The organism is Amycolatopsis sp. FDAARGOS 1241 (assembly GCF_016889705.1).
Lineage (GTDB): Bacteria > Actinomycetota > Actinomycetes > Mycobacteriales > Pseudonocardiaceae > Amycolatopsis.
In genome coordinates, this window is the sequence record NZ_CP069526.1 from 5,366,297 (window position 1) to 5,387,275 (window position 20,979).

Sequence of the window (20,979 nt, forward strand, 5' to 3'; positions counted from 1 at the left end):
TCTAGCGGACGGCGTCGGCGACGATGACCAGGTAGTTGAGTTCGCCGGACTGGTGGCCGTCGAGGAAGGCCTGTTCGACGCCGGTGCGGTGGTTGGAGTGTGACCTCAGCTGCCAGTAGGGGATGGCTTGTTCGGTGAGGTCCCAGACAGTGGAGGGCACCAGGTTGTTGGCGGCCAACGCGCGGAAGTAGCTGCTGCGGCGGTGGATGTGGCAGACGTAGTGGCGGTCGATGAAGTCCACGGCCTTGCTGCCGGTTGACACGGCGTCGTTGGCGCACCAGGTGACGCAGACGTAGCGGCCGCCGGGGCGCAGCAGCCGGGCGAACTCGGCGAATCCTTCGTCCAGGTCGATGTACATCGTGGTCTCGTTGGTGACGACAGCGTCGAACGATCCGGCCGGCATGCCGGTGTCGGTCATGTTGCCGAAGAGGAACGAGACGTCTTTGTCCCAGCCGCGTTCGCGGCCGAGGCGTTCGGCGAATTCGATGTGGTGGGCACAGAAGTTGACCCCGACCACCGAGCTGCCGAAGCGCCGGTTGATCAGGTAGGACGTGCCGCCGCGCCCGGACCCGCCGTCCATCACCCGGGCCTGGGGTGACAACGGTGCCAGCCCCCGCAGCACGAGCTCGACCTGGTCGGACTCCATCCGGTGCATCTCGGCGAGGATGGCCGCCTCCCGGTCGGGTTCGGGCAGCTCGAGCACCGATTTGTCGAACCCGCCGACGGCGAAGTGGTGATGGTAGAGGCCGTCCTCCTCACCGAGCAGTAGGTTGATCGGATCGTGGGTTTTGTTGTCCCAGTCGGCCTGCAACTCCCGCTCGTAGGCGGTGCGCACCACCGGGCGTGCCGTGCTCTCTTGGATGGTCATGGCTGTCGCTCCTTTTCTCCGTCTGCGGTGTGGCGGGGTCAGGTCGTGCGATGGACGATGAGGTGGAACAAGGTGCGCAGCTCGTCCGTGCCGGCTGCAGTCAGCCCGGCGTGGCTGACGTAGTTGAGCGCCTGGTCCAGGTGGTGGCGCGACAGGTCTTGGGCCGCTTGACGACCCCCGATTTGTTCGATGAGGCCGGCCATCTCGTCCAGGTGCGTCGCGGTGGTGTCGGCGCTGCGCCACAGCTGGCGCAGCCGGGTGCCCGCGGGCCCGTCGGCGGCCAGGGTGGTCAGGACGGGCAGGGTCAGGTTGCGGCGTTTGAGATCACCGCGGGCCGGTTTGCCGGTGACGGCGGGGTCTCCCCAGATGTCCTCGAGGTCGTTGGCGGCCTGCCAGGCGATGCCGAGGTGGTGCCCCGCGCTGCGTAGCGCCGCGAGCGCGGCATCGGTCGCGTCGGCCCGGAGTGCGGGTGCGGTGAGGCAGCATTCGAGCAGGGCGCTCGTTTTCCGGGTGGCGACCTGCTCGAACTGCGCGACGCTCGCGGCGGGGTCTTCGCTGAGCATCAGCTCGTCGGTTTGTCCGGCGAGGACCAGGCTGATCGCGTCGGCGGCCAGGCGCGCCTGCCGGTCCCCGCTGTCGAGCGCCATCCGTAAGCCGGCGGCCTGCATCGCGTCGCCGGCCAGCACTGCCAGCGGCACGCCGAACGCCGACCACGCGGACGGCTGCCCGCGGCGCGTCCGGTCGTCGTCGATGATGTCGTCGTGGAGGAGGGTCGAGTTGTGCAGCAGCTCGACGGCGGTGGCCTCGGTGCCCACTTCCCGTGGCGGCAGGTCCAGGCCGGCTGCGGCCGCCATCATGAGGCCGGCCCGCACCAGCTTGCTCGTCCCGCCTCCGCCGTCGGTGAGGCCGAGGTGGTAGAGGCAGACCTGGGCCAAATCCGGCTGCAGCGCGCGAACCCGCTCTTCAAGCAGTGGCCAGACGATCGAGCGGGCGCTCTCCAGCGAGGGCGGCAGCCCTGATGCGACCGGTACAGCGGATGTACTCATGGTGGTCCTCCTTGGCCACGATGTCGTGGTCCTCGTCAGGGGTCGTGGTCCGCGATCAGCCCGGCCGGCTCGGCGGTGGTGGGGGCCAGGACGGTCTGGTTCAGCGGTGACATCACCTGGGCTAGTTGTGCTTCGCCTATGGGCCCGGCGGGTGATCGTCAGGCTCATGCCAGCAGCAGCGGTGCGGTCGCGAGAGTGAGGCCCCAGGTCAGGAAGTACAGCTGGAAGGTGCGCCGGTCGGCGGGACGACCGTGTCGCAGCAGGGCTCGCGCAGCGCAGGTCCAGGCCAGGATCGCGAGCACTGCGGCGCTGGCCGCACCTCTCCAGTCCTGGGCGCCCGACACGCGAGCGAGCCCGAAATAGACCACGAAGGGCAGCAACACGATGATGCTGGCGAACCAGCGGCGCACGAAGGTGGGGCCGAACACCAGCGCCGGGGTGCGCCGCCCGACGGCGCGGTCGCCGGCCATGTCGCGGACGTCCTCGTAGATGAAGGCGAGGGTGAAGTAGCCCGAAAAGATCGCGATCCAGCTCCACACGGTGGCGTCGAGCGGGGCCGAGAGCCGCCAGCCGTAAGCGGGCACTACGACCTGGTACGAGAGATTGGAAAGCGGCTTCCACCACAGGTAGTGTCGAGGAGAAGGCCAGCGATACTGCAGCACCACGACGACCTGCCAGATCAGGATCCACGGCCACACGCCGAAGACCCACGCGAGCAGGAGACAGATCGCCATCGCCACCCAGAACCGGCGCGCGAGGCCGGCCGCGGTGGCCAGGCCGGCCGGGATGGGGCGATACGGCTTGTTGAGCGCATCTTCCTCTCCGGAGCGGGCCTGGTTCGACGAGTCCGTGAGGTAGCTGAACAGCAGCCCCAGCACGGCCGCTTTCCCGACGCCCACCAGAAGTTCCGCAGCGGGCAGTCCGCCATGGACACTGGCGGCAAGCGAAAACACGATGGGCGGCAGGAGACCGGCGATCAGGTTGTCGGCGATCATGCGCCAGGTCAGATCCACCTCACCGCGCAAGCGGCCAGCGACGGACCGCAGCCGCGACATACCGTGCCCGACACCGCGCCGCCCGCGGTCGGTGCCTGCCGTCCCGTCGGTCAGCATGAGCGATCCACCACCGTGGCGGCGATCGTGCGCAGCGGAGCCGTCCGCAAGGGATCCAGCCCCGCGCCGTCAAGATGGCCCTCGGCGTCGGCGAGCGCGGCGAGCGCGGCTTCCCTGCTGACGTTGCGAGCACCGGTCTGCTCCATGGCGCGGACACACTCGGCCACCTGTTCGTCGTTGGGCTGTGTGGTGCTCCGATAGAGGGTCTTCAACGGCCTCGCGGCCGGATCCTGGGAGGACAGGGCGACGAGCACCGGATGGGTCCACTTGCGGCGACGGAGATCCGCTCCGACGGGTTTGCCGGTGATCACCGGGTCACCGAAGAGCCCGAGCAGGTCATCGGCGACCTGGAAGGCCAGGCCGAGGGAACGGCCGAAGCGATCCATCCGGGTGATGACCTCGGGGCCCGCGCCGGCCGCGGCGGCGCCCAGCGCGCACGCCGCGCCCATCAGGGATCCGGTTTTGAGCCGGGCCATCAGCACGTAGTCCTCGGTGGTGAGATCAGGCCGCGACTCGTACTCGACGTCCAGCGCCTCGCCCCGGACCAGATCCTGGACCGCCTGGCACAGCCGGCGCGCAAGGTTCACCTCGTCGAGACACCCCAGCGCCAGCGCCAGCACCGCGTCACCGGACAGCACCCCCGCAGTCGTCCCGAACTCCGCCCACACGGTGGGGCGGCCACGCCGCTCCCGATCCTGATCGATCACGTCGTCGTGCAGGATGCAGAAGTTGTGCACCAGCTCCACCGCGGCGGCCACCTCGTCGAGCCGATCGTGCGTCCCCCCGGCCGCCTCCGCCGCGGCGTAGACCAGCGCGGGCCGCAACCCCTTCCCTGCGCGTGCGCCGGTGACCGGTTTCCCGGCGGCGTCGCTCCAGCCGAAGTGAAACGCCACCCAGTGACGTTGCTGGAGCGGGAGACGGTCCACGTGGGCGCGCAGAGCTGGCAACACCCTCCGTTGTGCCCGCATCAGCAATTCTCCCGCGAGTGACGCGACAGTCGAGCTGGCTTGCCTCATTCTGCTGACCACCCTCCGAAACGACGACGGGGATACCAGCCGCCCGGGCATGCCCAATACGCCGGACGAAAATGAACAAGCGCCAACAACCGGCGAACCGAAACAACATCGAGCATGTGGGCGACGTGCCGCTGATTACGACGCTACCACCCTGAACAAGCCATGGAAGGGTCGACGATTGGGTGGATTCGGAGCGCCGACCACTCACTGTTTCGAGTGAGGTTAAAACACGGAATGCTTTTCCATTCTGCGCCATGTGAGCGAACAACATGGTTCGATTGTCGGTTCGTGTCCCTACGCCGGGTTATCAGGGCCGACCCTCGTACACGGCTGGTGAGCAGGCGCTCAGCTTGGTCGACGGCGGAGCCCCTCGGCCTCACCTCCGCGTTAAGTGCCAAGACAACAGTGGATCGAGACCAATGGGGGTGAGCCAGCCGGGAGGTTGTGATGTCGATTGCCGCAGGCAGACTGTCTGCAACCGAATTCGACCACGATCGAGCGACTACCCAAACCCGAATATCGACCTGAAACGCTATGCGCATGCGCACGGGAACCAGAAAGGAGAACCTATCAACCGGATGGCCCAATCTATTGGCATGAAGGTTACCACCAGGCTCGCGCGGTCCGAATCACCTCGTCACAACCGCGTCTGCCGCTCGAAGTGAGGGTGCATGCATCCGCCGATTCTGATCACCGGTCAAGGCCAGGCGCATGCCTTCCATGCGGTCCCACTCGACACCGACACACGGAGACCCGAGGGAACGCTGGATCCGCGCCGGCCTGCATGACGCCATCGCCGCCACCCACGCGTCGGCACCCGCGGCGGAGGCGACCGGCCGGCACCGGATCGTGGTGCTCTACGAAGCACTGGCCGGGTGGCGGCGCCCCCCACCCCACCGGTGGTCGAGCTCAACCGGGCCGGCGCCGTAGCCATGGCCTCGGGCCCGCAGCACAGCCCTGGCCATCGTGGACGAGCTCATCGTCGCCGAGCGATTCCTCGCTCGCATACCTCCGGCCGCGAAGGCGCGGCACCGCGCACACCGTCAGGCAGGCGTTGCCTGCTCACCCCCATCCGCCTGGGCGGTGGCGGGTGCAGCGGCTTCTGGTTCGTGGGTGTCGGCGGGCGGCCACCAGATGAGGCCGATGTCGGCGACCACGGTGTCGAAGATCGGGGTCGTCGCGTCGGGGGCGGTGTGGTGTGTGGTCATGTCGCCGGCACCACGTCGATGATCATGTCGGCCTGGACCCACTCCGGCTCGGCGTCGCGTGCTCGTCCGTCGGCCTGTACCGGTACCCACGTGTGGTTGGTGGTGGGGTCGAGGACTGATGGTCCGGCCACCACGCCCTGTCGGCACAGCTGCCGCGCCCCCGAGCAGCGTTTCCCGAGCAGGTAGGTCACTCGATGACCGGCCGCCGGCGGCTCGGCCTGGCAGTGGCCAATCGTCACATCGCTCATCACGCCTCCCCGGCCTCGTGGCCGCGGTCGCGGCACACCTGGATCCTCGCCGTTTCTCACGATAAGTCGCATCGACGCATCCATGCCGTCATCGCCGCATGACACAAAAGAGTGGTGTTGACCTGGCCACACCGGCGGCACCGGCCGATCATTCCGAGGGATCTCCGGGCGAGAAATCCAGCTCCAAGGCCTTGTTCTTGGTGCTGTCGTTGTCGTCGGTGCGGCGCAGCATGGTGCGCAGGTGTCCGTGGGCGGCGATGAGGTCGGAGCGGGCCGCGTCGTCGCGCAGGCCGAGGGCATGCTGTTGAGCCTGGGCGAGCAGTGCCGGGACGTGCGGTGCGTGCGCGCGCAGCAGCGGGTGGGCGCGGGCGGTGGTGTCGGCGAGGACGGTCATCATGACGGGGATCTCAGCGGTGCCAGGCGCCACGGCGAGCAGCGCGGTGACCAGCTTGATTTGGGCTGCCAGGACACCCAGCAGCCCGCCGTCCGGCTCGGCCGCGGCGTTAGGCGGCGTGCGTGGGCTCGTGCTCACGTGGGCCTCCCCAGAACGTCATGAACGCTAGTGAACTCGGCGGGGAAACGCGGGGCAGGCACCCGCATGACGTCGCCAAGGACCACATCCCCCACACGGGGGAGCAGGCACAGTCACCGTGGGCACGAGCTAGGCGACCAGCCGAGTAGGCAACCCACCACCCCGAACCGGCGACAACGCGCTAAGCGTTGGTTTTTCGGCGCGCACTACTTGGAGACCAACGCACAGACATCGCCGGCGGGCCGGAGCCCGCGCTCGCGAAGCTGTCCCTCGGTACACAAGAAGGATGACGCGAAACCAGAGGCGTAGCAGGGAACTCCTGTCTCCGTCCACCTCGCGGGCTTCCCCATGATCGCCTCCAACCGCGGGTACCAACGTCACCACCGAGTACAACGCCGGTGAGGGGGTTCGGTCAGGTCGTCCCGCCGCCACACCGCGACCCGGGCCAGGAGTTCGCCCGTAGCGGCACAGTGGCGCTGCATTGCGACAGTTTCGGCGAGCTGGTCATTGTCAGAGCCAGAGGTCATAGGCTGAGTGTCCCGCAGCTGGTCGGTTCGGCGGATTGGTCTCCGGCGCGCGTAGTGTCCGGGCATGGATCCCGACAGCCAGCACGGCCTGCGCGGAGAGTCTGTTCCCGAATTGCTGGGACACTACGCGGCGATCCTGCAAGAGTTGCGTCGGCGGGGCGTCGTCAAGACTCGGAACGCGCCGCTGGGTGACTATGCCGAGTGCCTCGCCGCGCGGGTCTATGACGGGGAGCTGGCCCCGAACTCTGTCACGTCCTACGACCTGCGGGCTGCGGACGGGCGTCGGGTCCGGGTGAAGGCAAGGACCATCCACCCGGACACCCGAGGCGCGTTCTTCTCGCCCTTCCGTTCATTGGATTTCGACGTCGCCGTCCTGATCGCCGTCGACAGCTCCACCTACAACGTGCTTTGGGCCCGCGAGGTGCCGGCCGCCGACATCGAGGCCGCTAGCCGGTACTCGGCGCACATCAATGGCCACCGGCTCTCGATGACCGCTGGTGCGCGGCTCGGCACGGACGTCACGACGCAATTCAGCGCCGTCCTGTCGGCGTAGCGGGGACCTTCATCGGCGTATCGCAAGCCCCCGAGAACGTGACATTGGCGCGGACATCGCAAGCTTTACAGTCTCGTCCTGCGGAAACACCGATCAGCCCCAGGTGTCTCGCGAACGATCGTTTCCGAGACACACGGGTGCGAACTAGCTTCCGACCGAGCACGGAGCCCGCAACCCCGAACCGACGGCAACTCGCTAAGCGTTGTTTTTCGGCGCGCGCTACCGGGAGGCCTGTGAGGGCCCCGGGGTCGGCTCGGGGGACCGGGTTCCGTGTTCCGAGTTGGCCGGCACCCGGCCGGGCTGGGCGGTCCGTCCGGACGCGACCCGGGAGGGGCATACAGGGGGCACACGACCGGCGCCCGAGTGTCCCCCTGTGTGCCCCTCCGGGTGCCGGCATCGAACACACCCCCGCTCGGCGCAACCTGGCCCTACGCGTGCGCGCACGCGAGTGGAACCAGCTCTACCCGCCACTTCGGTGCTGGGCGCAGGCGCACGGCACCATCGGCGGTACGAAACTGTCGTACCCGTGTGTGATCGTTTGGCGGCACCCGCCCACTCTGGAGGACACCGCCGATGCCCGCAGCCCGACCGACTCCGGAGCAGGAGGCCGCGGTGGAGACGGTTCGCCGTGGTGATCATCTGGCGTTGCAGCCGGGCCCGGTACCGGGAAGACCACGACGCTGACCATGCTCGGAGCCGCCACCCGCAAACACGGTCGGTACTTGGCGTTCAACAAGGCGATCGCGCGCGAGGCCGGCCGCAAGTTCGGACAGCAACGTGCAGTGCTCGACCGCGCATGCGCTGGCCTACCGCGCGAGTGGGCACGTCTTCGCCGAGCGGATGGACCTGCCGCGGATGTCGACGGCGAAGCTCGCGCAGCTGATGGGCATCACGATGAGCGTGACGATCGGCGAGCGGAAGCTGAAGTCCTCGACGCTGTGCTTTCTGGCGAAGGAGACGGTGCTGCGGTACTGCTACTCCGCCGACGAGGTCATCACCCGCGAGCACGTGCCCTGGCCCCGGGGCATCAGCGGCGAGGACCAGCACGATCAGCTCGCCGAGCTGCTGGTGCAGATCGCGGGGCGGATGTGGGCGGACCTGCAGAACCCCGACAAGGGCAAGGTGCCGTTCAAGCCCGACCACTACCTGAAGATGTGGGCCCTGCGCCGCCCCCGCTTCCACGGCGACTTCCTGCTGCTGGACGAGGCCCACGACACCAACCCCTGCGTCGAGCAGGTGTTCCTGGCCCAGAGCGAGCACGCGCAGCTGGTCATGGTCGGCGACTCCGCGCAGGCCATCTACGGCTGGCGCGGCGCCCCCGACGTGATGACCGGCTTCGCCGGCAACCAGCTCGCCCTGTCACACTCGTTCCGCTTCGGCGACGCGGTCGCCGCCGAAGCCAACCGACGGCTCGCCATCGCCGACGCCCCGATCCGCCTCACCGGCTCCCCCGCCGTGGAAAGCCGCCTCGACACCGTCGAGGACCCCGACGCGATCCTGTGCCGCACCAACGGCGGCGCGATCGCCGAGATCCTCACCCCGCTCGCCGCCGGACGCCGCGTCGCCCTCGCCGGCCGCGCCGACGACCTGCACCAGCCGGCCGAGGCCGCACGCGACCTGCAGGCCGGCTTGCCCCACCACCCACCCACCGGGAGCTGCTGCTGTTTGCCACCCGGGCCGAAGTGCAGGACTACGCCGAGCGGGACCCCGACGGGCGCGACCTGCTCCCGTTCGTCGACGTGATCGACGAACACGGCGTCGACGTCGTGCTGGAGACCCTGGGCCAGCTCACCGCCGAGTCCCACGCTGAGGTCACCGTCTCCACCGCCCACGCCGCGAAGGGCCGCGAGTGGTCGGCGGTGCGCATCGCCGACGACTTCCCCGAACCGGTCGACCCCGAGAACACCACCGTCGACGGCGACCCGATCCCGGCCGAGATCGAACCGGCCGAAGCCCGCCTCGCCTACGTCGCGGTCACCCGCGCCCAGCACCGCCTCGACCTCGGCGGGCTGTCCTGGATCAACCAGCACCCCGACGGGAACCCCACCGATCCGCCGCTCGCGGCATGACGAGACCAGTCCGCCGGCGGCCGCGCACGCCGGATCGACCCCGGCGCAGGCCGCCCACAGGAACGGTGCGCCGTGCCCGGGGCATGGCAGTGCGCCGGGCACGCAACGGCGGATCGGCATCCGTGAATGCTCCGGCACGGCGATGGTCGCACGGGATTCGCGGCACGCTCAGAGCTTGCGGGCGACGCCGCCGGCGAACAGCCGCTGGGCGACGTTGAGCGGCTTGAGCCGCGGACCGTCCGGCCACCAGTTCACCAGCTCGACCAGGCCGGGCGGCACGAGCTCGAGGTTGTCGAACAGTTCCGTGATCTCGGCCCGCGTACGGGCTGTGGCTCCGCCGAGGGAGCCGTTGCGTACCGCCTCCTCGAGGTTGCGCATCGCCTCGGTGTCCTCGCCCTCGGGGTCGAGGATGTGCGTGAGCGCCACGTAGGAACCGGATGGCAGCGCCTCGATGTACTCGTGCATCACCTCGGCCGGGCGGTGCCGCTCACCCTTGTGGTGGTGCAGCGTCGCCATCTGGAACAGGGCGATCGGCTCGCTCCAGTCGAGGTGCCCCTGCACCACTTCGTCGTCGAGAATGCTGCGCGGGTCGAAGATGTCGCCCTTGATGAAGCGGGTGGACTCGTTCTCTTCCAGCAGTGCCCGCCCGTGCGCGACCACCAGCTCGTCGTTGTCCACGTACACGACCTTCGACTCCGGCGCGATCCGCTGCACGACCTGGTGCGTGTTCTCCGCGGTCGGCAGCCCCGAACCGCAGTCGAGGTATTGCAGGACACCGGTCTGGCTCGCGATGAACCGGCAGACGCGGATGAGGAACGCGCGGTTCTCGACCGCGAGATCGACCACGTCGGGCATGGCCGCGGTCAGTTCCCGCACGACCTGCCGGTCGACCTCGTAGTTGTCCTTACCACCCAGCAACGCGTCGTACACCCTCGCGACGCTCGCCCGGTTCGGGTCGACCCCCACCGGTGCGTTCGGGTCCTGCCGCGTGGCGTCCGATGGCATTGCCGCCTCCAGTCAGTCGTGTCGAGAGTCATACCGAGCGTAGCGATCTCCGCCGAATCGCCGAACCCGGCTCAGCCACGACCCGGGCACGACCTCCGACGCTGGGACGAATCGCTCGGGGGCCTCCCCGCCTTGAGGCCGGTGTCGGTGCGGCTGCGGCGAGACCGACCGCGAGGTGCACTACCTCCCCCTCCCCCGCGCTCGGCACCACAGCCCGCACGATGACCGCGCTCTGCGGCACCGACCTGGCCCACCACCGACATCGAGCTCGTCGACGCCGACCCCGGCATCCCCTGCACCAGCTGCCTGCTGCAGTTCCCCCGCCCGCACGGCCCGCGCCCCGACACCGCCGGGCAGCGCTGGCGCGTCTGGTGAGGTCACGGCACGCGACCTGGTCGCGAGCGTGCGGCGGTAACAGGGGTCCCGCCGGCGGCGACCTTGTGATTGTGCGTGCCGAGGACTCGAGCCACGACAGCCTGACGCCGCTGCTCGCCGCGTGGCGCCACGACATCGACGCCGAGCCCTCCCAGCCTCGCTCAGCATCGCGGCGATACGCCGCCGCTGGCTGGCCCGCCGCACCACCCCGCCGCACCAACGCCAAGCACCGGGCGAACTCGCTACGAGAAGCCACAACCAGTGCCGATCACCCACCGTCCCACGCCAACGACCGTTCGACGCAGGAACAAGGCGAAGCCGTCACATGTGATCTGAGCACGGTTCCGGCCGGGGCCGTTCCGCCCCCTATTCCGTTGGATACTCCGCGAGATGTCCGGGAACCCCACGAAGTCGTTTGCCACAAGGTAGGCCCGACCGGCCGCGGTAGTCGACCGGGTCGAACCCGGGTGGGCGGCCGCCGCGGGAACCCCGGCGTTTGCGGTGCCCGACCTGATCGGCAGGCTCGGGGATCACGGCGGTGATGCTGCGGGCACGCAAGTGCCGGCGGATCGCGCGTGAGGAGTAGGCCTTGTCACCGCGGACCCAGTCAGCCGGGTGCGAGCCCGACCGCGCCCGACCGCGGCCGGCCCGGCGGATGCGCAGATGCCGCATCAGATGCGGGAACATCGGCGCGTCCCCGGCCTGGCCGGGACCGACCAGAGTTACCAGCGGTCGGCCGTTCCCATCGACGAGGCGGTGCACTCGTCGTCGCTGTCGGCCACAGGCGTGCAATCTGCCGCGAGGTCCCGTCCCAGGCGCCGGGGTCGGCCTGCTCGGGGTCTGCTTGGCGGAGCACGGTTTCCAACTTGTCGACCGGCAGGTCCGGGCTGTTCGAGTCGAAACTCTTCACGCCCGGCTGACGCTCTCGACCCGCTCGCGCCCGCCCGGCGGAGAGGGCTTCCGGGTCTTGACTGCATCCCGCCTCCCAGCGGAACGTGAAGGCGTGGCCGGCTGGAAGGGCGTGCTGCACAGGTAGACGCGACGCTTGGGTCTGAAGGGCAGCTCATGAGGGTAGCTGTGGACCTCACTCGCTGTCAGGGCTATGCGCAATGCGCATTCCTTGCCCCCGAAGTTTTCCGGATGCACGGCGACGAGGCACTGACGTACAACCCGGAGCCGGACGACGCGCAGCGCGAGCGGGTGTTGCGGGCGGCGGCGGCCTGCCCGGTGCAGGCTCTGCGGGTCGACCACATCGATGACCGGGATGCTCCCGTCCGGGCTGTGTCGGCGCCCGAGGCAGCGATCGGTTTGCCGCGAGCACGGTTGCCCCAAGCACCGTCGCCAGGTACCTCTGGACCGAAGCCGACCGGGTGGCGGGATGCCGTGATGGAGGCTTTCCGGCGCGGCGGTCGCATTGTGATCGTGGGTTCGTCCCTGGCCGGACTGGCCGCCGCGGTGACTTTGCGCCGGGAGGGTTTCACCGGCTCACTGACCATGGTCGGGGAGGAGCCGTACCTACCGTATGACCGTCCACCGCTGTCGAAGCAGGTGTTGGACGGGTGGATTCCACCCGATGGCACGAGATTGCCCTACGGCGCAGAGCTGGACGCACAGTGGCTGCTGGGAGTTCGGGCTACCGGGCTCGATGTGATCGGCAAACAGATCTTGCTCGGTGATGGCGGGACGGTCGGCTATGACCGACTGCTGATCGCCACCGGGACTCGTGCCCGCCGGTGGTCCGACGAAGGCGAGGCCGCGCTCGACGGGGTGCTCGTGCTGCGCACCCGCGACGACGCCGCCGCCCTGCGCCGGCGGCTGGCCGAGCGGCCCCAGCGGGTGGTGGTCATCGGCGCCGGCTTCACCGGTTGTGAGGTCGCCTCCGCGTGCCGGCAGCTGAGTCTCCCGGTGACGCTGGTCGAACGGGGACCGACGCCCCTCTCGGGGGCCCTGGGCGGAGTGGTCGGCGCGGTAGCCGCCGAACTGCACCGCGAACACGGCGTCGACCTGCGCTGCGGCGTCACCGTGACCTCCCTGGAAGGCGACGATGCGGGTCGGCTCCGCCGCGTCCACCTCTCCGACGGCACCACGGTCGACACCGACGTGGCTGTGGTGGCACTCGGCGCGGTCCGCAACACCGAATGGCTGGAGGGTTCCGGCTTGGCCGCCGGCAGCGGCGGGGTGGGCTGCGACGCCGGGTGCCGGGTCTTCGACGCCAACGGGGTCACCACCGACGATGTCTTTGTCGCCGGTGACGTGGCGCGGTTTCCGCACCCGCTGTACGACTACCAACTCCTGGCGCTGGAGCACTGGGGCAACGCCGTCGACCAGGCCCAGGTCGCCGCCCACAACATGGTCAACACGCCAACCAGGCGGTGGCCCTACCTGCCCAGCCCGGTGTTCTGGTCGAGGCAGTTCGACACCAACGTCAAGTCGGTGGGAGTGCCCACCTTCGCCGACGAAGTCGTCATCGCCCAGGGGTCGGTGGCCGAGCGCCGATTCGTCGCCGCCTACGGCTACCGGGGGCGCATCACCGCCGCGGTCACGTTCAACCAAGCCAAATGGCTCGAGTTTCACCAGCGTCAGATCGAGACGGCCGCGCCGTTCCCACCCGCATTCCGCCCGGCCGGCGAGCAGCCCGTACCGGCGCAACTGCCCGACCGCCGGATCCGCGACCGGCAAGCCACCGTGGTGGTGACGGGCCACGACCCCAGCGAACGCCGCGCCCGGCTGATCCACCACCACTGACCCGCGTTGGCGCCGCGCTCGGGGCCCGGCGCCGGTGGCGACGAAGAAAGGACGTGTCATGGCAGCGCCCAGCATCTACGGGCAGATCCTCGACCCCGCCAACCGGGTCAACCCATACCCCCTGTATGCGGAGCTGCGGAAGACCCCGGTGGCGCGCCAAGCCGACGGCAGCTACGTGGTCAGCACCTACGACGAGATCGTCGCGCTGCTGCACGACCCACGCCTCAGCTCCAACCCCGACAACCACCCCGGACTGGCAGGCGGCACACCTGAGTTGGAAGCAGCGCCGCCCGGAGTGCCAAAACCGTTCCTCAACCTCGATCCTCCCGGCCACGACCGGCTGCGCGAGCTCGCCACCCGCCCGTTCGGGCCACCGCGCTCCCCCGACCGCATCGACGGTATGCGGCCCTGGCTCGCCGAGGTCACCGCAGACCTGCTCGACGAACTCGCCGGGAAGAACCACGCCGACATCGTCGACGACTTTGCCTACCCGCTGCCGGTGACCGCGATCTGCCGGCTACTCGGCGTACCCCGCGAGGACGAGCCACTCTTCCATCAGTGGGCGGAAGCGACCATCGAAACCGTCGACCCGTCCTCCGGCACCTTCGCCGAGCGCCGACGCAGGCGAGCCCAGGTGAACGCGGAATTGGCCCAGTACCTCAGCGGACTCGCCGAGGCCCACGCCCGAGAACCCGGCGACGACCTCATCTCCGGGCTCCTCACCGACACCGGAGCCGGCGCACCGATGTCCCACGAGGACCTGCTCAGCACCGCGGCGCTGCTGCTGATCGCCGGCCACGAGACCACGGTCAACCTCATCACCAACGGCACGCTCACCCTGCTGCGCCACCCCGACATGCTCGACCGGCTGCGCAGCGACGAAGACCTCATCTTCCCTCTGGTCGAGGAACTGCTGCGCTACGAACCCCCGGTGCACATGCTGACCAGCCGCAGCACCGTGGCCGACATCGACATCGCCGATACCACGATCCCCTCAGGCTCACCCCTGGTACTGATGCTGGCCGCCGGCAACCGCGACCCCCGCCGCTTCGCCGATCCGGACCGGTTCGACCCCGACCGCGTCGACAACCAACATCTCGGCTTCGGCGGCGGCATCCACTACTGCTTCGGTGCCCCCATGGCCCGTGTCGAGACACAGATCGCTCTACCCGCCCTCGCCCACCGGCTTGTCAATCCACGACTGGTGACCGACCCGCCCCCGTACCGGCCGAACCCGCTGCTGCGCGGCCCCCGCCACCTTCCCGTCGAATTCGACAGCCTCACCGCGGCAACCGCGCGCCAGGCGCACAGGTGACGCGGCGGGTGGCTTGCCGAAGCCCGGCAAGAAGCGGCCCGGCCACCACCGGAGGGGTCACCCTCCTCAACCTGGCACCGCCAGGCGTGGCTGACCAGCCCGGCACTGCAGGACGGGCACCGTGGCCGGCTCTCTACCTCGGTCAGGGGCCTGGCTTCGCAGCTGGCGTAGTGCACTTATTCGGACCGTGCGGTATCCCTCTCAACGGCGGCGACAGGACTGAGTCATCATCGACTGGTGGATGCAGATGCCCTCGTGGCGATTGACCTGCGGATGACGAGCGCGAGGTACTGCGGCGCGGTCTGGCGGAGTGGGGGGCCGGCCAGTTGTACCGACGCGTTGGCGGTGGCGATGGGCTTCCAGAACATGGCCGACCTCTTCGAGCAGGGGCGTAGGCTGCGCTCAGCGTTGGCCGGTGGCGAACCACTGAATGCCGAAGACTGGCGCAGGACGGTGGTCGCCAGCGAGATCGTCTTTGCCAGCGATGTGTTCGGCTCCGGAGTGGAATGGTCGATCACCACCGGGCTCTCCGACGAGGAGACGATCAAGATCCTTAGGCGACTACAGCGTAAAATCGCCCGCGTGCTTCGCGAAGCCCTCTACAGCCCTAGCGCCTGACCGGTCGGTCTTCGGAACGCACCACGCCCCCGGCGATCAAAATGCGCGCACCCGGCGCATTAACCCGCTCCACGACGTTGCATCGAACACAACATCGATTCATCTGGTAGGAGTGCGGGTGCTGATCAGCATCGAGACCCGCTACGGCCCACCGCCGGCACTGCCCGACACACCACTGACCAGCGAAGACTCGATTGACCGCCGAGTGCCTCAATGTTGCATCTACTCGAATAAATCGCGAACCCGGATAACAGACAGACGATGGCGGTAACGGCCAAGTTCGAACGCGCGGTCCGCGCGCGCTTCGACCACGACGCCGGCTATTCCGTTGGATATTCCACGAGATGTCCGGGAACCCCTAGTGTCGCGTGTCGTTAGTTGTTTGACGGTTGGGTGGGTGTCAGAATGCGGTATGGCGAATCGACCGGCTGCCGCGCTGTCTCTTCGTGATGGTGATCGTGAGCGGTTGCTGTCGTTGACCAGGAGTTCGTCGGTGCGGGCGGGCCTGGCGCAGCGGGCGCGGATCGTGCTGCTGGCCGCCGAGGGTGTGGCGAACAGTGTGATCGCCGAACGGGTCGGGGTGTCGCGGCCGACCGTGATCGGCTGGCGGGAACGTTATGAGGGTGGTGGGATCGACGGCCTGCACGACGAGGCGCGCTCGGGGCGGCCCCGGCTGGTGGACCATCGAGAGATCGTTGCGGCCACGCTGAAGCCGCCGCCGAAGAAGCTCGGCGTGACGCACTGGTCGAGCCGGCTGCTGGCCGCCCGGCTGCGGATCAGCAACGGCACGGTGGCCCGCGCGTGGCGGGACTACGGGGTGCAGCCTTGGCGGAGCGAGACGTTCAAGTTCTCCACCGACCCAGAGCTGGTCGCCAAGGTCACCGACGTGGTGGGGTTGTATCTGGCGCCGCCGGAGAACGCGATCGTGCTCTGTGTCGACGAGAAGTCCCAGGTCCAAGCGTTGGACCGGACCCAGCCAATGCTGCCGATGCAACCTGGACAGGTCGAGCGGCGCACCCACGACTATGTCCGGCACGGCACCACCACCCTGTTCGCCGCGCTGGAAATCGCCACCGGCAAGGTCACTGGCGCAGTCAAACCGCGGCACCGGCACCAGGAGTTCCTGGTATTCCTCAAACAGCTCGCCCGCGCCTACCCCGACGACGAGCTACACCTGGTGATGGACAACTACGCCACGCACAAGCGTCCCGAGATCCGCGACTGGCTCGCGGCGAACCCGCGAATCCACGTCCATTTCACACCAACCTCAGGCTCCTGGCTCAACCTGGTCGAGGTCTGGTTCGGCATCATCGAACGCCAAACCATCCGCCGCGGCAGCTTCCGCTCCGTCCACGACCTCAACGCCAAGATCCGCGCCTTCATCGACGGCTGGAACGAACGCTGCCACCCCTTCATCTGGACCAAAACCGCCGACGAGATCCTCAAGAAGTCCAACCGTCAGACCACTTCAAACACAGACCACTAGGTGCGGGTGGTGCGTGGGTCGGCGGGCCTTGAGCGGGTCGACGCGGCTGCGCAGGCAGTAATCGAGCCACTGCGTCAGCCCGGTCTCGTAGGAGCGGCGGGTGTGCTCGGACTCGGCGCCCGCGACGCTGGCGGCCCACAGCTCGGTGAGCCCGTGCAGGTGGTAGCGCTTGCCCGGAGTGGGCGGCGGCAGCACCAGTCGGACCACGCCGGCGACGGTGACCTCGCCCGGTCGCGCCAGATCCAGGCTGGTGTTGCGCTGCAGCTCGACTCGGAGTTCATCGTGGCTGGCTTGTCCCTGCTGCCTGTGCCGCGATCCTCGAGCGAGAAACGGTCATAGTCGCCCGAAGGCTCGCCCGTCCGGGGCTTGGCGCCCGGAAGCCCGATGAACATCCCGCCGGGATCGCGCGCGGCCTTCGATTCCAAGGTCGGCGAGCATACGGCTCATCGCGGTGGTGGCCGCGGATGGTTGGCCAGCGTGGTACCGATGTCGGCCGGCTGGGCCCAGGTGCAGCCGCCCCGGACCACGTCCGGGCGTCCTCTCGCGACGATGGATCGTGCACGGGCAGTTGTGCCGATTATCGGCGGCGCGTTGCTCGAGCGTGGCGAGATTGCTGGTGACCCGCCGGGTGGTATCCACCCGTTGCCTACGCCGGTGATCCGCCGCGCTTCCACACCGGTCGGGCGTGTATGGCCCGCGCGACGGGAGTGGTCCCCGTCGGCGAGCCCTATGGTGCAGTCCAAGTATGGATCGCCGGTGCTGAGTGGGGATGGCCGTGTTCGGAGTGAAGTGTGTGGGGTGCAACAGGCGGTTCAACCGCGCGCGCCGCAATCGTGCTCGGTACAGGTGTCGCGTATGCGGCATGGAGGTGAAGGATTTCGACGCGACACAAGCCACGTCGAAGCGGCTTCACCAGGCAGTGCGTGCGTGGGTCGCGGCAGCTCCGATGCGCCCGGAAACGCAGCGCGATCCGGGATCTCCACGGCGCCAGGGCGAGACCGACACTGTCGTCCCCCTGGACGACGTCGTCGACACGTTCGGCAAGGCCGTCGGCGCGGTGGCGGCGAACGGACCGAGCGCGAGCTGGCTAAAGGCCGGCGTGCCGGATCCCATCGGCAGATTCAACTACGTCAGCATGCGGTTCCTCCCCCGCAATCCGCACCGGCTTGCGGGTCCGACCTTGCCGAAGGGCTACGCGGACGTGCTCTTGCGCGAACGGGTCTACTACCCGGCTCCGGGGTCGGAGGGTCTGTTCAACTTCTACATCGGCAGCGTGTTCCGGCACCCCGAGGGCGATGTCCTCGTGCGGTGGTACGAGATCGACGTCTGGCCCCCGGGCTGGGTCCACTTCGGCCGTCCGCTGGGCGATCGACGCTGCAACGCCTGACAGCGACGCCATCCCATCTGGTGGCCGGGAAGTCCTGACGTTCACGGCAGCGTGAACAAATACGCGGTATCCAGGCCGCGCTGTCGCGGGCAGCTGCATCGTGATCGCGAGCTCGGGGACCTGGACGGGTCGCCGCTCCCCCACTGCCCAGGTGGATACGCCGTATCCACTCGGCGGTCCGGCGGGTTCAGTCGGTGCTGTCAGCCTGCTGCTTGAGCGCCTCAAGGCGCGCGGCCAGGGCCTCGGCGTGCTGCTTGGCCAGCTTCCGGGTGACCTCGCCGGCCTGATCAGCCGCCGCCTCCAGCGGCGCCGACACGGCGACGTGGCGCGGGGTCTCGTCCCCGATCGCCTGGTGGACCTTGTCGAGGGCTCCGTCGAAGCGCGTGTACGCGGCCTCGGAGCAGTAGATGGACGCGCGCTTCATGCCGGGGGCGTCCGGGCGGGTGTTCTTGCTCCTGGGCTTGCGCGCCGATTACGCGGTGAGCCATCGTGCGGAGTGCCCGCGGCTGGCCAGCTGAGCGTTGACGCCGGCCTGTAGGTGGCCGGTGTCGGCGTTGGTCAGCTCGCCCTCGATGGCGTAGTTGCCCGGGGGGAGTCCCAGGGCCTTGACCTGCTTGGCGGTGGGTTCGATTCGCGCGAGGGGCGGTAGTTGGTCCTCGACGGCGTCGATTTCCTCGGCGATGGTGGGCAGGACCAGCAGTGGCGGGCCTGTGGGCCCAGCGGGTCCGCATGGCCTCGGGGGCCAGTCCTTCGGCGTAGGGCTCGGTGTCGAGCTCCTGGGCCCAGGCGCGCAGCAGTTCGAGCTCCGCACCGTGTCGGCTGTGGGGAAACGCCATGGTCAGACAGTCGCGGCCGACGGCCGCGGCGTAACAGTCGATCCGTCGCGAGGACCAGCTGGTGGTGCTCGCGGTAGTCATCAGCAGTCGCGCCGCTCGCGATCGGAGGCTGCAGATGACCGGGGACGGAAGGACGCGGTTCGACCACCGTTGGTTCACCCCGACCGAAGAGTCTTTTCCGGTCTCGCCTCACGCTGCCGGGGGTGGGCCGTCAGGGTTCGGTGCGCAGGCGGTGGCTACTGGCCGTCGAGGGCCGGGCTATCGGCGGCGCGAGCGGATGCCCGTGCGGGCTCAGCGGGCCAGGGCGAGCAGTTCGTCACTGACGCCGGACCGCCATAGGTCAGGCGCGCGATGGCTACCATCGGGGCGATCACCTGACTCCACGCGTACAGCCGGTCTCCGTCTAGGCCGCACGCGATCGCCACACGCTGGCATCGGGACTCAACCCCCTCCTGTCCGGCGCCGGCCACCACGTAGTCGACGGCGTGGAAGCATGGATCGCCGATGCACGCCTTCGGGTCGATCGCGACCAGGCCGCGCGACGGGCCGCCGTCCAAGACGTTGCCGAGGTGCAGGTCGCCGTGCAGCAATACCTGTCTGGCCTGCGTGTCCAGCAACGTCTCGCAGCGTCGTATCGCTCGCTGCCACGTGGCTGAGTCGATCCGTGCGCCGATGACTGGTTCGGACATTCTCCGGCCGATCCGAACGAAGGCTTCCTCGCATCGACCGCGCAGTTGCAGTGGCCAATGCGGCGGACCTCGACGATATCGGAATCCGCGGTCGCCTTGCCCAGTGCGCCCGAGGCGTCGGGATAGGTCACCACCATCCGGTATGAGCCGCCCGGCCGGGCCTTGAATCGCTCGAACCTGCCGGTCATCTCGCCAGGCGTCCCCAAGAGCTCCCCGAGATCGACAAGAGCGGTCCAGACCCGCGCGGATGCTGCGGCGATCACCCGCGCTCCCCTGTCCGTACGTGGCATGACGCGATCCTAGTGCCGTTCCATGGTCGCGTTGACTGGCGCGCGCGAGATCGGAGAACACGACCATGTCCAGGTGGCGGCGTGCGAGCATGCCCGGCTTGCCCTTGTGCCACACGGCAGGCTTTCACGAAGCCGGTGGTGCGGAGCAGCCCTGCCCTGACTGGTCGTTCCCACATCCAGCCAGGGCAGCCCACTGATCACCGCGTCGACGGGCTCAGTGCTGGGGAGCAGCGTGTTCAAGTCGGCTGACCGGACGTCAATCCTTCGTCGCGAACGGATCCGGCACCACGGGATCGCCGGCGTTGTTCCAGTAGTTCTCCAACACGAAGCCATACTCTGAGAGGTTCTGCTTGAACGGCTCGAGCATCGCGTTCGCGTACCGGTTCTTCCAGTCCTCCTGCAGTTCGCAGGCCAGGGCGAACGTCGTGACCGGCTCTGCGCCCGCGCGCGTCATACGCGCCAGCGCGGCGTCGGCTTCGTACTTGTTCCAGGCACCGGCCGCATCGATGACCGGGAAAACCTGGTAGCCGTCATTGAGCAACGACAGGGTGGGGAACATCGTGCACGTCCCGATGGTCACCCCGGCGAGGATGACGTGCCGCCGGCCGGTCTCCTCGACGATCCGCTCGAAGGCCGCGCGGAAGGTGGGGTCCTCGTAGGCGTTGATGATGCCCGTGCGGCGGATGATCGCGACGTCGGGGAACAGCGCCTTGATCTCCGGCAGGGTGTCGCCGTTCTGCCACTGGGCGTTCGACGACGTGATCAGCACGGGCAGCTCCAGCGCCTTCGCGACGCCGGCCAGACCGACCACGTTGCTCTTGAACTCGGCAGCCGTGGTGGTATCGCGCGTGCTGGCCATCAGCCCAATCTGGTGGTCGATGAGCAGTACGACACTGTTGTCGATCGTCGGCTTATCGTGGCCGAACCGACCGGCCGCACGCGCTTCCCCAACCGGCACCTTGTCGGGAAGCGGCGTGTCAGTGATCGGGCTGACGAGGTCGGGAACTCTCGCTGAAGTCATCGGAAACGTCCTCCTCGGGGTGAAGTACCAGAT

General features: G+C 68.7%; 21 protein-coding genes. 8 read left to right on the forward strand and 13 right to left on the reverse strand.

Annotated elements, in window-relative coordinates; all coding sequences use genetic code 11:
- Position 1: 1 nt before the first annotated feature.
- The 7 genes from I6J71_RS26370 to I6J71_RS26400 form a co-directional block, all read right to left on the reverse strand.
- Positions 2 to 868, reverse strand: coding sequence for a cyclopropane-fatty-acyl-phospholipid synthase family protein (locus I6J71_RS26370; protein ID WP_204089310.1), 867 nt, complete (start codon positions 866 to 868; stop codon positions 2 to 4).
- Positions 869 to 906: 38 nt separating this feature from the next.
- Positions 907 to 1,914 (reverse strand): polyprenyl synthetase family protein, encoded by a 1,008-nt coding sequence (locus I6J71_RS26375; protein ID WP_204089311.1) that lies wholly within the window; start codon positions 1,912 to 1,914, stop codon positions 907 to 909.
- Positions 1,915 to 2,078: 164 nt separating this feature from the next.
- Complete coding sequence (locus I6J71_RS26380) at positions 2,079 to 3,026, reverse strand: UbiA family prenyltransferase (protein ID WP_204089312.1); 948 nt, start codon at positions 3,024 to 3,026, stop codon at positions 2,079 to 2,081.
- Positions 3,020 to 4,042 carry a polyprenyl synthetase family protein gene (locus tag I6J71_RS26385; protein ID WP_204089313.1) on the reverse strand — a complete coding sequence of 341 codons (1,023 nt, stop codon included), beginning with the start codon at positions 4,040 to 4,042 and terminating at the stop codon, positions 3,020 to 3,022. The genes I6J71_RS26380 and I6J71_RS26385 overlap by 7 nt, the downstream gene beginning before the upstream one ends.
- Positions 4,043 to 5,085: 1,043 nt before the next feature.
- Positions 5,086 to 5,250, reverse strand: coding sequence for a hypothetical protein (locus tag I6J71_RS26390; RefSeq protein ID WP_204089314.1), 165 nt, complete (start codon positions 5,248 to 5,250; stop codon positions 5,086 to 5,088).
- Entirely contained in the window at positions 5,247 to 5,498 is a 252-nt protein-coding gene (locus I6J71_RS26395) for a hypothetical protein (RefSeq protein ID WP_204089315.1), read from the reverse strand. The genes I6J71_RS26390 and I6J71_RS26395 overlap by 4 nt, the downstream gene beginning before the upstream one ends.
- A gap of 148 nt (positions 5,499 to 5,646) precedes the next feature.
- On the reverse strand, positions 5,647 to 6,030 hold the full coding sequence (locus I6J71_RS26400; protein ID WP_204089316.1) for a hypothetical protein: 384 nt from the start codon (positions 6,028 to 6,030) through the stop codon (positions 5,647 to 5,649).
- Between the two features lie 591 nt (positions 6,031 to 6,621).
- Here I6J71_RS26400 and I6J71_RS26405 point away from each other — a divergent pair.
- The 3 genes from I6J71_RS26405 to I6J71_RS48920 all read left to right on the forward strand — a co-directional run bounded on the left by I6J71_RS26405 (position 6,622) and on the right by I6J71_RS48920 (position 9,179).
- Entirely contained in the window at positions 6,622 to 7,110 is a 489-nt protein-coding gene (locus tag I6J71_RS26405; protein ID WP_204089317.1) for a hypothetical protein, read from the forward strand.
- Between the two features lie 777 nt (positions 7,111 to 7,887).
- The gene (locus I6J71_RS48915; RefSeq protein ID WP_239153918.1) at positions 7,888 to 8,853 is read left to right on the forward strand and encodes a UvrD-helicase domain-containing protein; all 966 of its coding nucleotides are present in this window, start codon (positions 7,888 to 7,890) and stop codon (positions 8,851 to 8,853) included.
- Entirely contained in the window at positions 8,793 to 9,179 is a 387-nt protein-coding gene (locus I6J71_RS48920) for a 3'-5' exonuclease (RefSeq protein ID WP_239153919.1), read from the forward strand. The genes I6J71_RS48915 and I6J71_RS48920 overlap by 61 nt, the downstream gene beginning before the upstream one ends.
- 168 nt (positions 9,180 to 9,347) lie before the next feature.
- Here the strand turns inward: I6J71_RS48920 and I6J71_RS26415 are convergent, their stop codons facing one another.
- Positions 9,348 to 10,184, reverse strand: coding sequence for an SAM-dependent methyltransferase (locus I6J71_RS26415; RefSeq protein WP_204089318.1), 837 nt, complete (start codon positions 10,182 to 10,184; stop codon positions 9,348 to 9,350).
- Between the two features lie 741 nt (positions 10,185 to 10,925).
- Positions 10,926 to 11,321: a transposase gene (locus I6J71_RS51115; RefSeq protein ID WP_204089319.1), complete on the reverse strand. Its 396-nt coding sequence runs from the start codon at positions 11,319 to 11,321 to the stop codon at positions 10,926 to 10,928.
- Positions 11,322 to 11,636: 315 nt separating this feature from the next.
- On the opposite strand from I6J71_RS51115, the gene I6J71_RS26425 reads away from it, so the two are divergent.
- The 4 genes from I6J71_RS26425 (at position 11,637) to I6J71_RS26440 (ending at position 16,723) form a co-directional block, all read left to right on the forward strand.
- A complete protein-coding gene (locus I6J71_RS26425) occupies positions 11,637 to 13,304 on the forward strand; it encodes an FAD-dependent oxidoreductase (RefSeq protein ID WP_204089320.1) in 1,668 nt (555 codons plus the stop codon).
- Positions 13,305 to 13,362: 58 nt separating this feature from the next.
- A complete protein-coding gene (locus I6J71_RS26430) occupies positions 13,363 to 14,619 on the forward strand; it encodes a cytochrome P450 (RefSeq protein WP_204089321.1) in 1,257 nt (418 codons plus the stop codon).
- A 237-nt stretch (positions 14,620 to 14,856) separates the two neighbouring features.
- Entirely contained in the window at positions 14,857 to 15,237 is a 381-nt protein-coding gene (locus I6J71_RS26435) for a hypothetical protein (protein WP_204089322.1), read from the forward strand.
- Positions 15,238 to 15,649: 412 nt separating this feature from the next.
- Positions 15,650 to 16,723 (forward strand): IS630 family transposase, encoded by a 1,074-nt coding sequence (locus I6J71_RS26440; protein WP_204089022.1) that lies wholly within the window; start codon positions 15,650 to 15,652, stop codon positions 16,721 to 16,723.
- Here the strand turns inward: I6J71_RS26440 and I6J71_RS26445 are convergent.
- Positions 16,706 to 16,930 carry a hypothetical protein gene (locus I6J71_RS26445; RefSeq protein ID WP_204089323.1) on the reverse strand — a complete coding sequence of 75 codons (225 nt, stop codon included), beginning with the start codon at positions 16,928 to 16,930 and terminating at the stop codon, positions 16,706 to 16,708. The two genes, I6J71_RS26440 and I6J71_RS26445, sit on opposite strands and share 18 nt — an antisense overlap.
- A gap of 655 nt (positions 16,931 to 17,585) precedes the next feature.
- Between I6J71_RS26445 and I6J71_RS26450 the strand changes: the two genes are divergently transcribed.
- Positions 17,586 to 18,110, forward strand: a complete 525-nt coding sequence (locus I6J71_RS26450; RefSeq protein WP_204089324.1) for a hypothetical protein — start codon at positions 17,586 to 17,588, stop codon at positions 18,108 to 18,110.
- Positions 18,111 to 18,297: 187 nt separating this feature from the next.
- On the opposite strand, the gene I6J71_RS26455 is transcribed toward I6J71_RS26450, so the two are convergent.
- The 3 genes from I6J71_RS26455 to I6J71_RS26465 form a co-directional block, all read right to left on the reverse strand.
- Positions 18,298 to 18,534, reverse strand: a complete 237-nt coding sequence (locus I6J71_RS26455) for a hypothetical protein (protein ID WP_204089325.1) — start codon at positions 18,532 to 18,534, stop codon at positions 18,298 to 18,300.
- Between the two features lie 648 nt (positions 18,535 to 19,182).
- Positions 19,183 to 20,016, reverse strand: coding sequence for an aminoglycoside phosphotransferase family protein (locus I6J71_RS26460; RefSeq protein WP_370542230.1), 834 nt, complete (start codon positions 20,014 to 20,016; stop codon positions 19,183 to 19,185).
- Positions 20,017 to 20,181: 165 nt separating this feature from the next.
- Positions 20,182 to 20,946: an isochorismatase family protein gene (locus I6J71_RS26465; protein WP_204089326.1), complete on the reverse strand. Its 765-nt coding sequence runs from the start codon at positions 20,944 to 20,946 to the stop codon at positions 20,182 to 20,184.
- Positions 20,947 to 20,979: the final 33 nt, after the last annotated feature.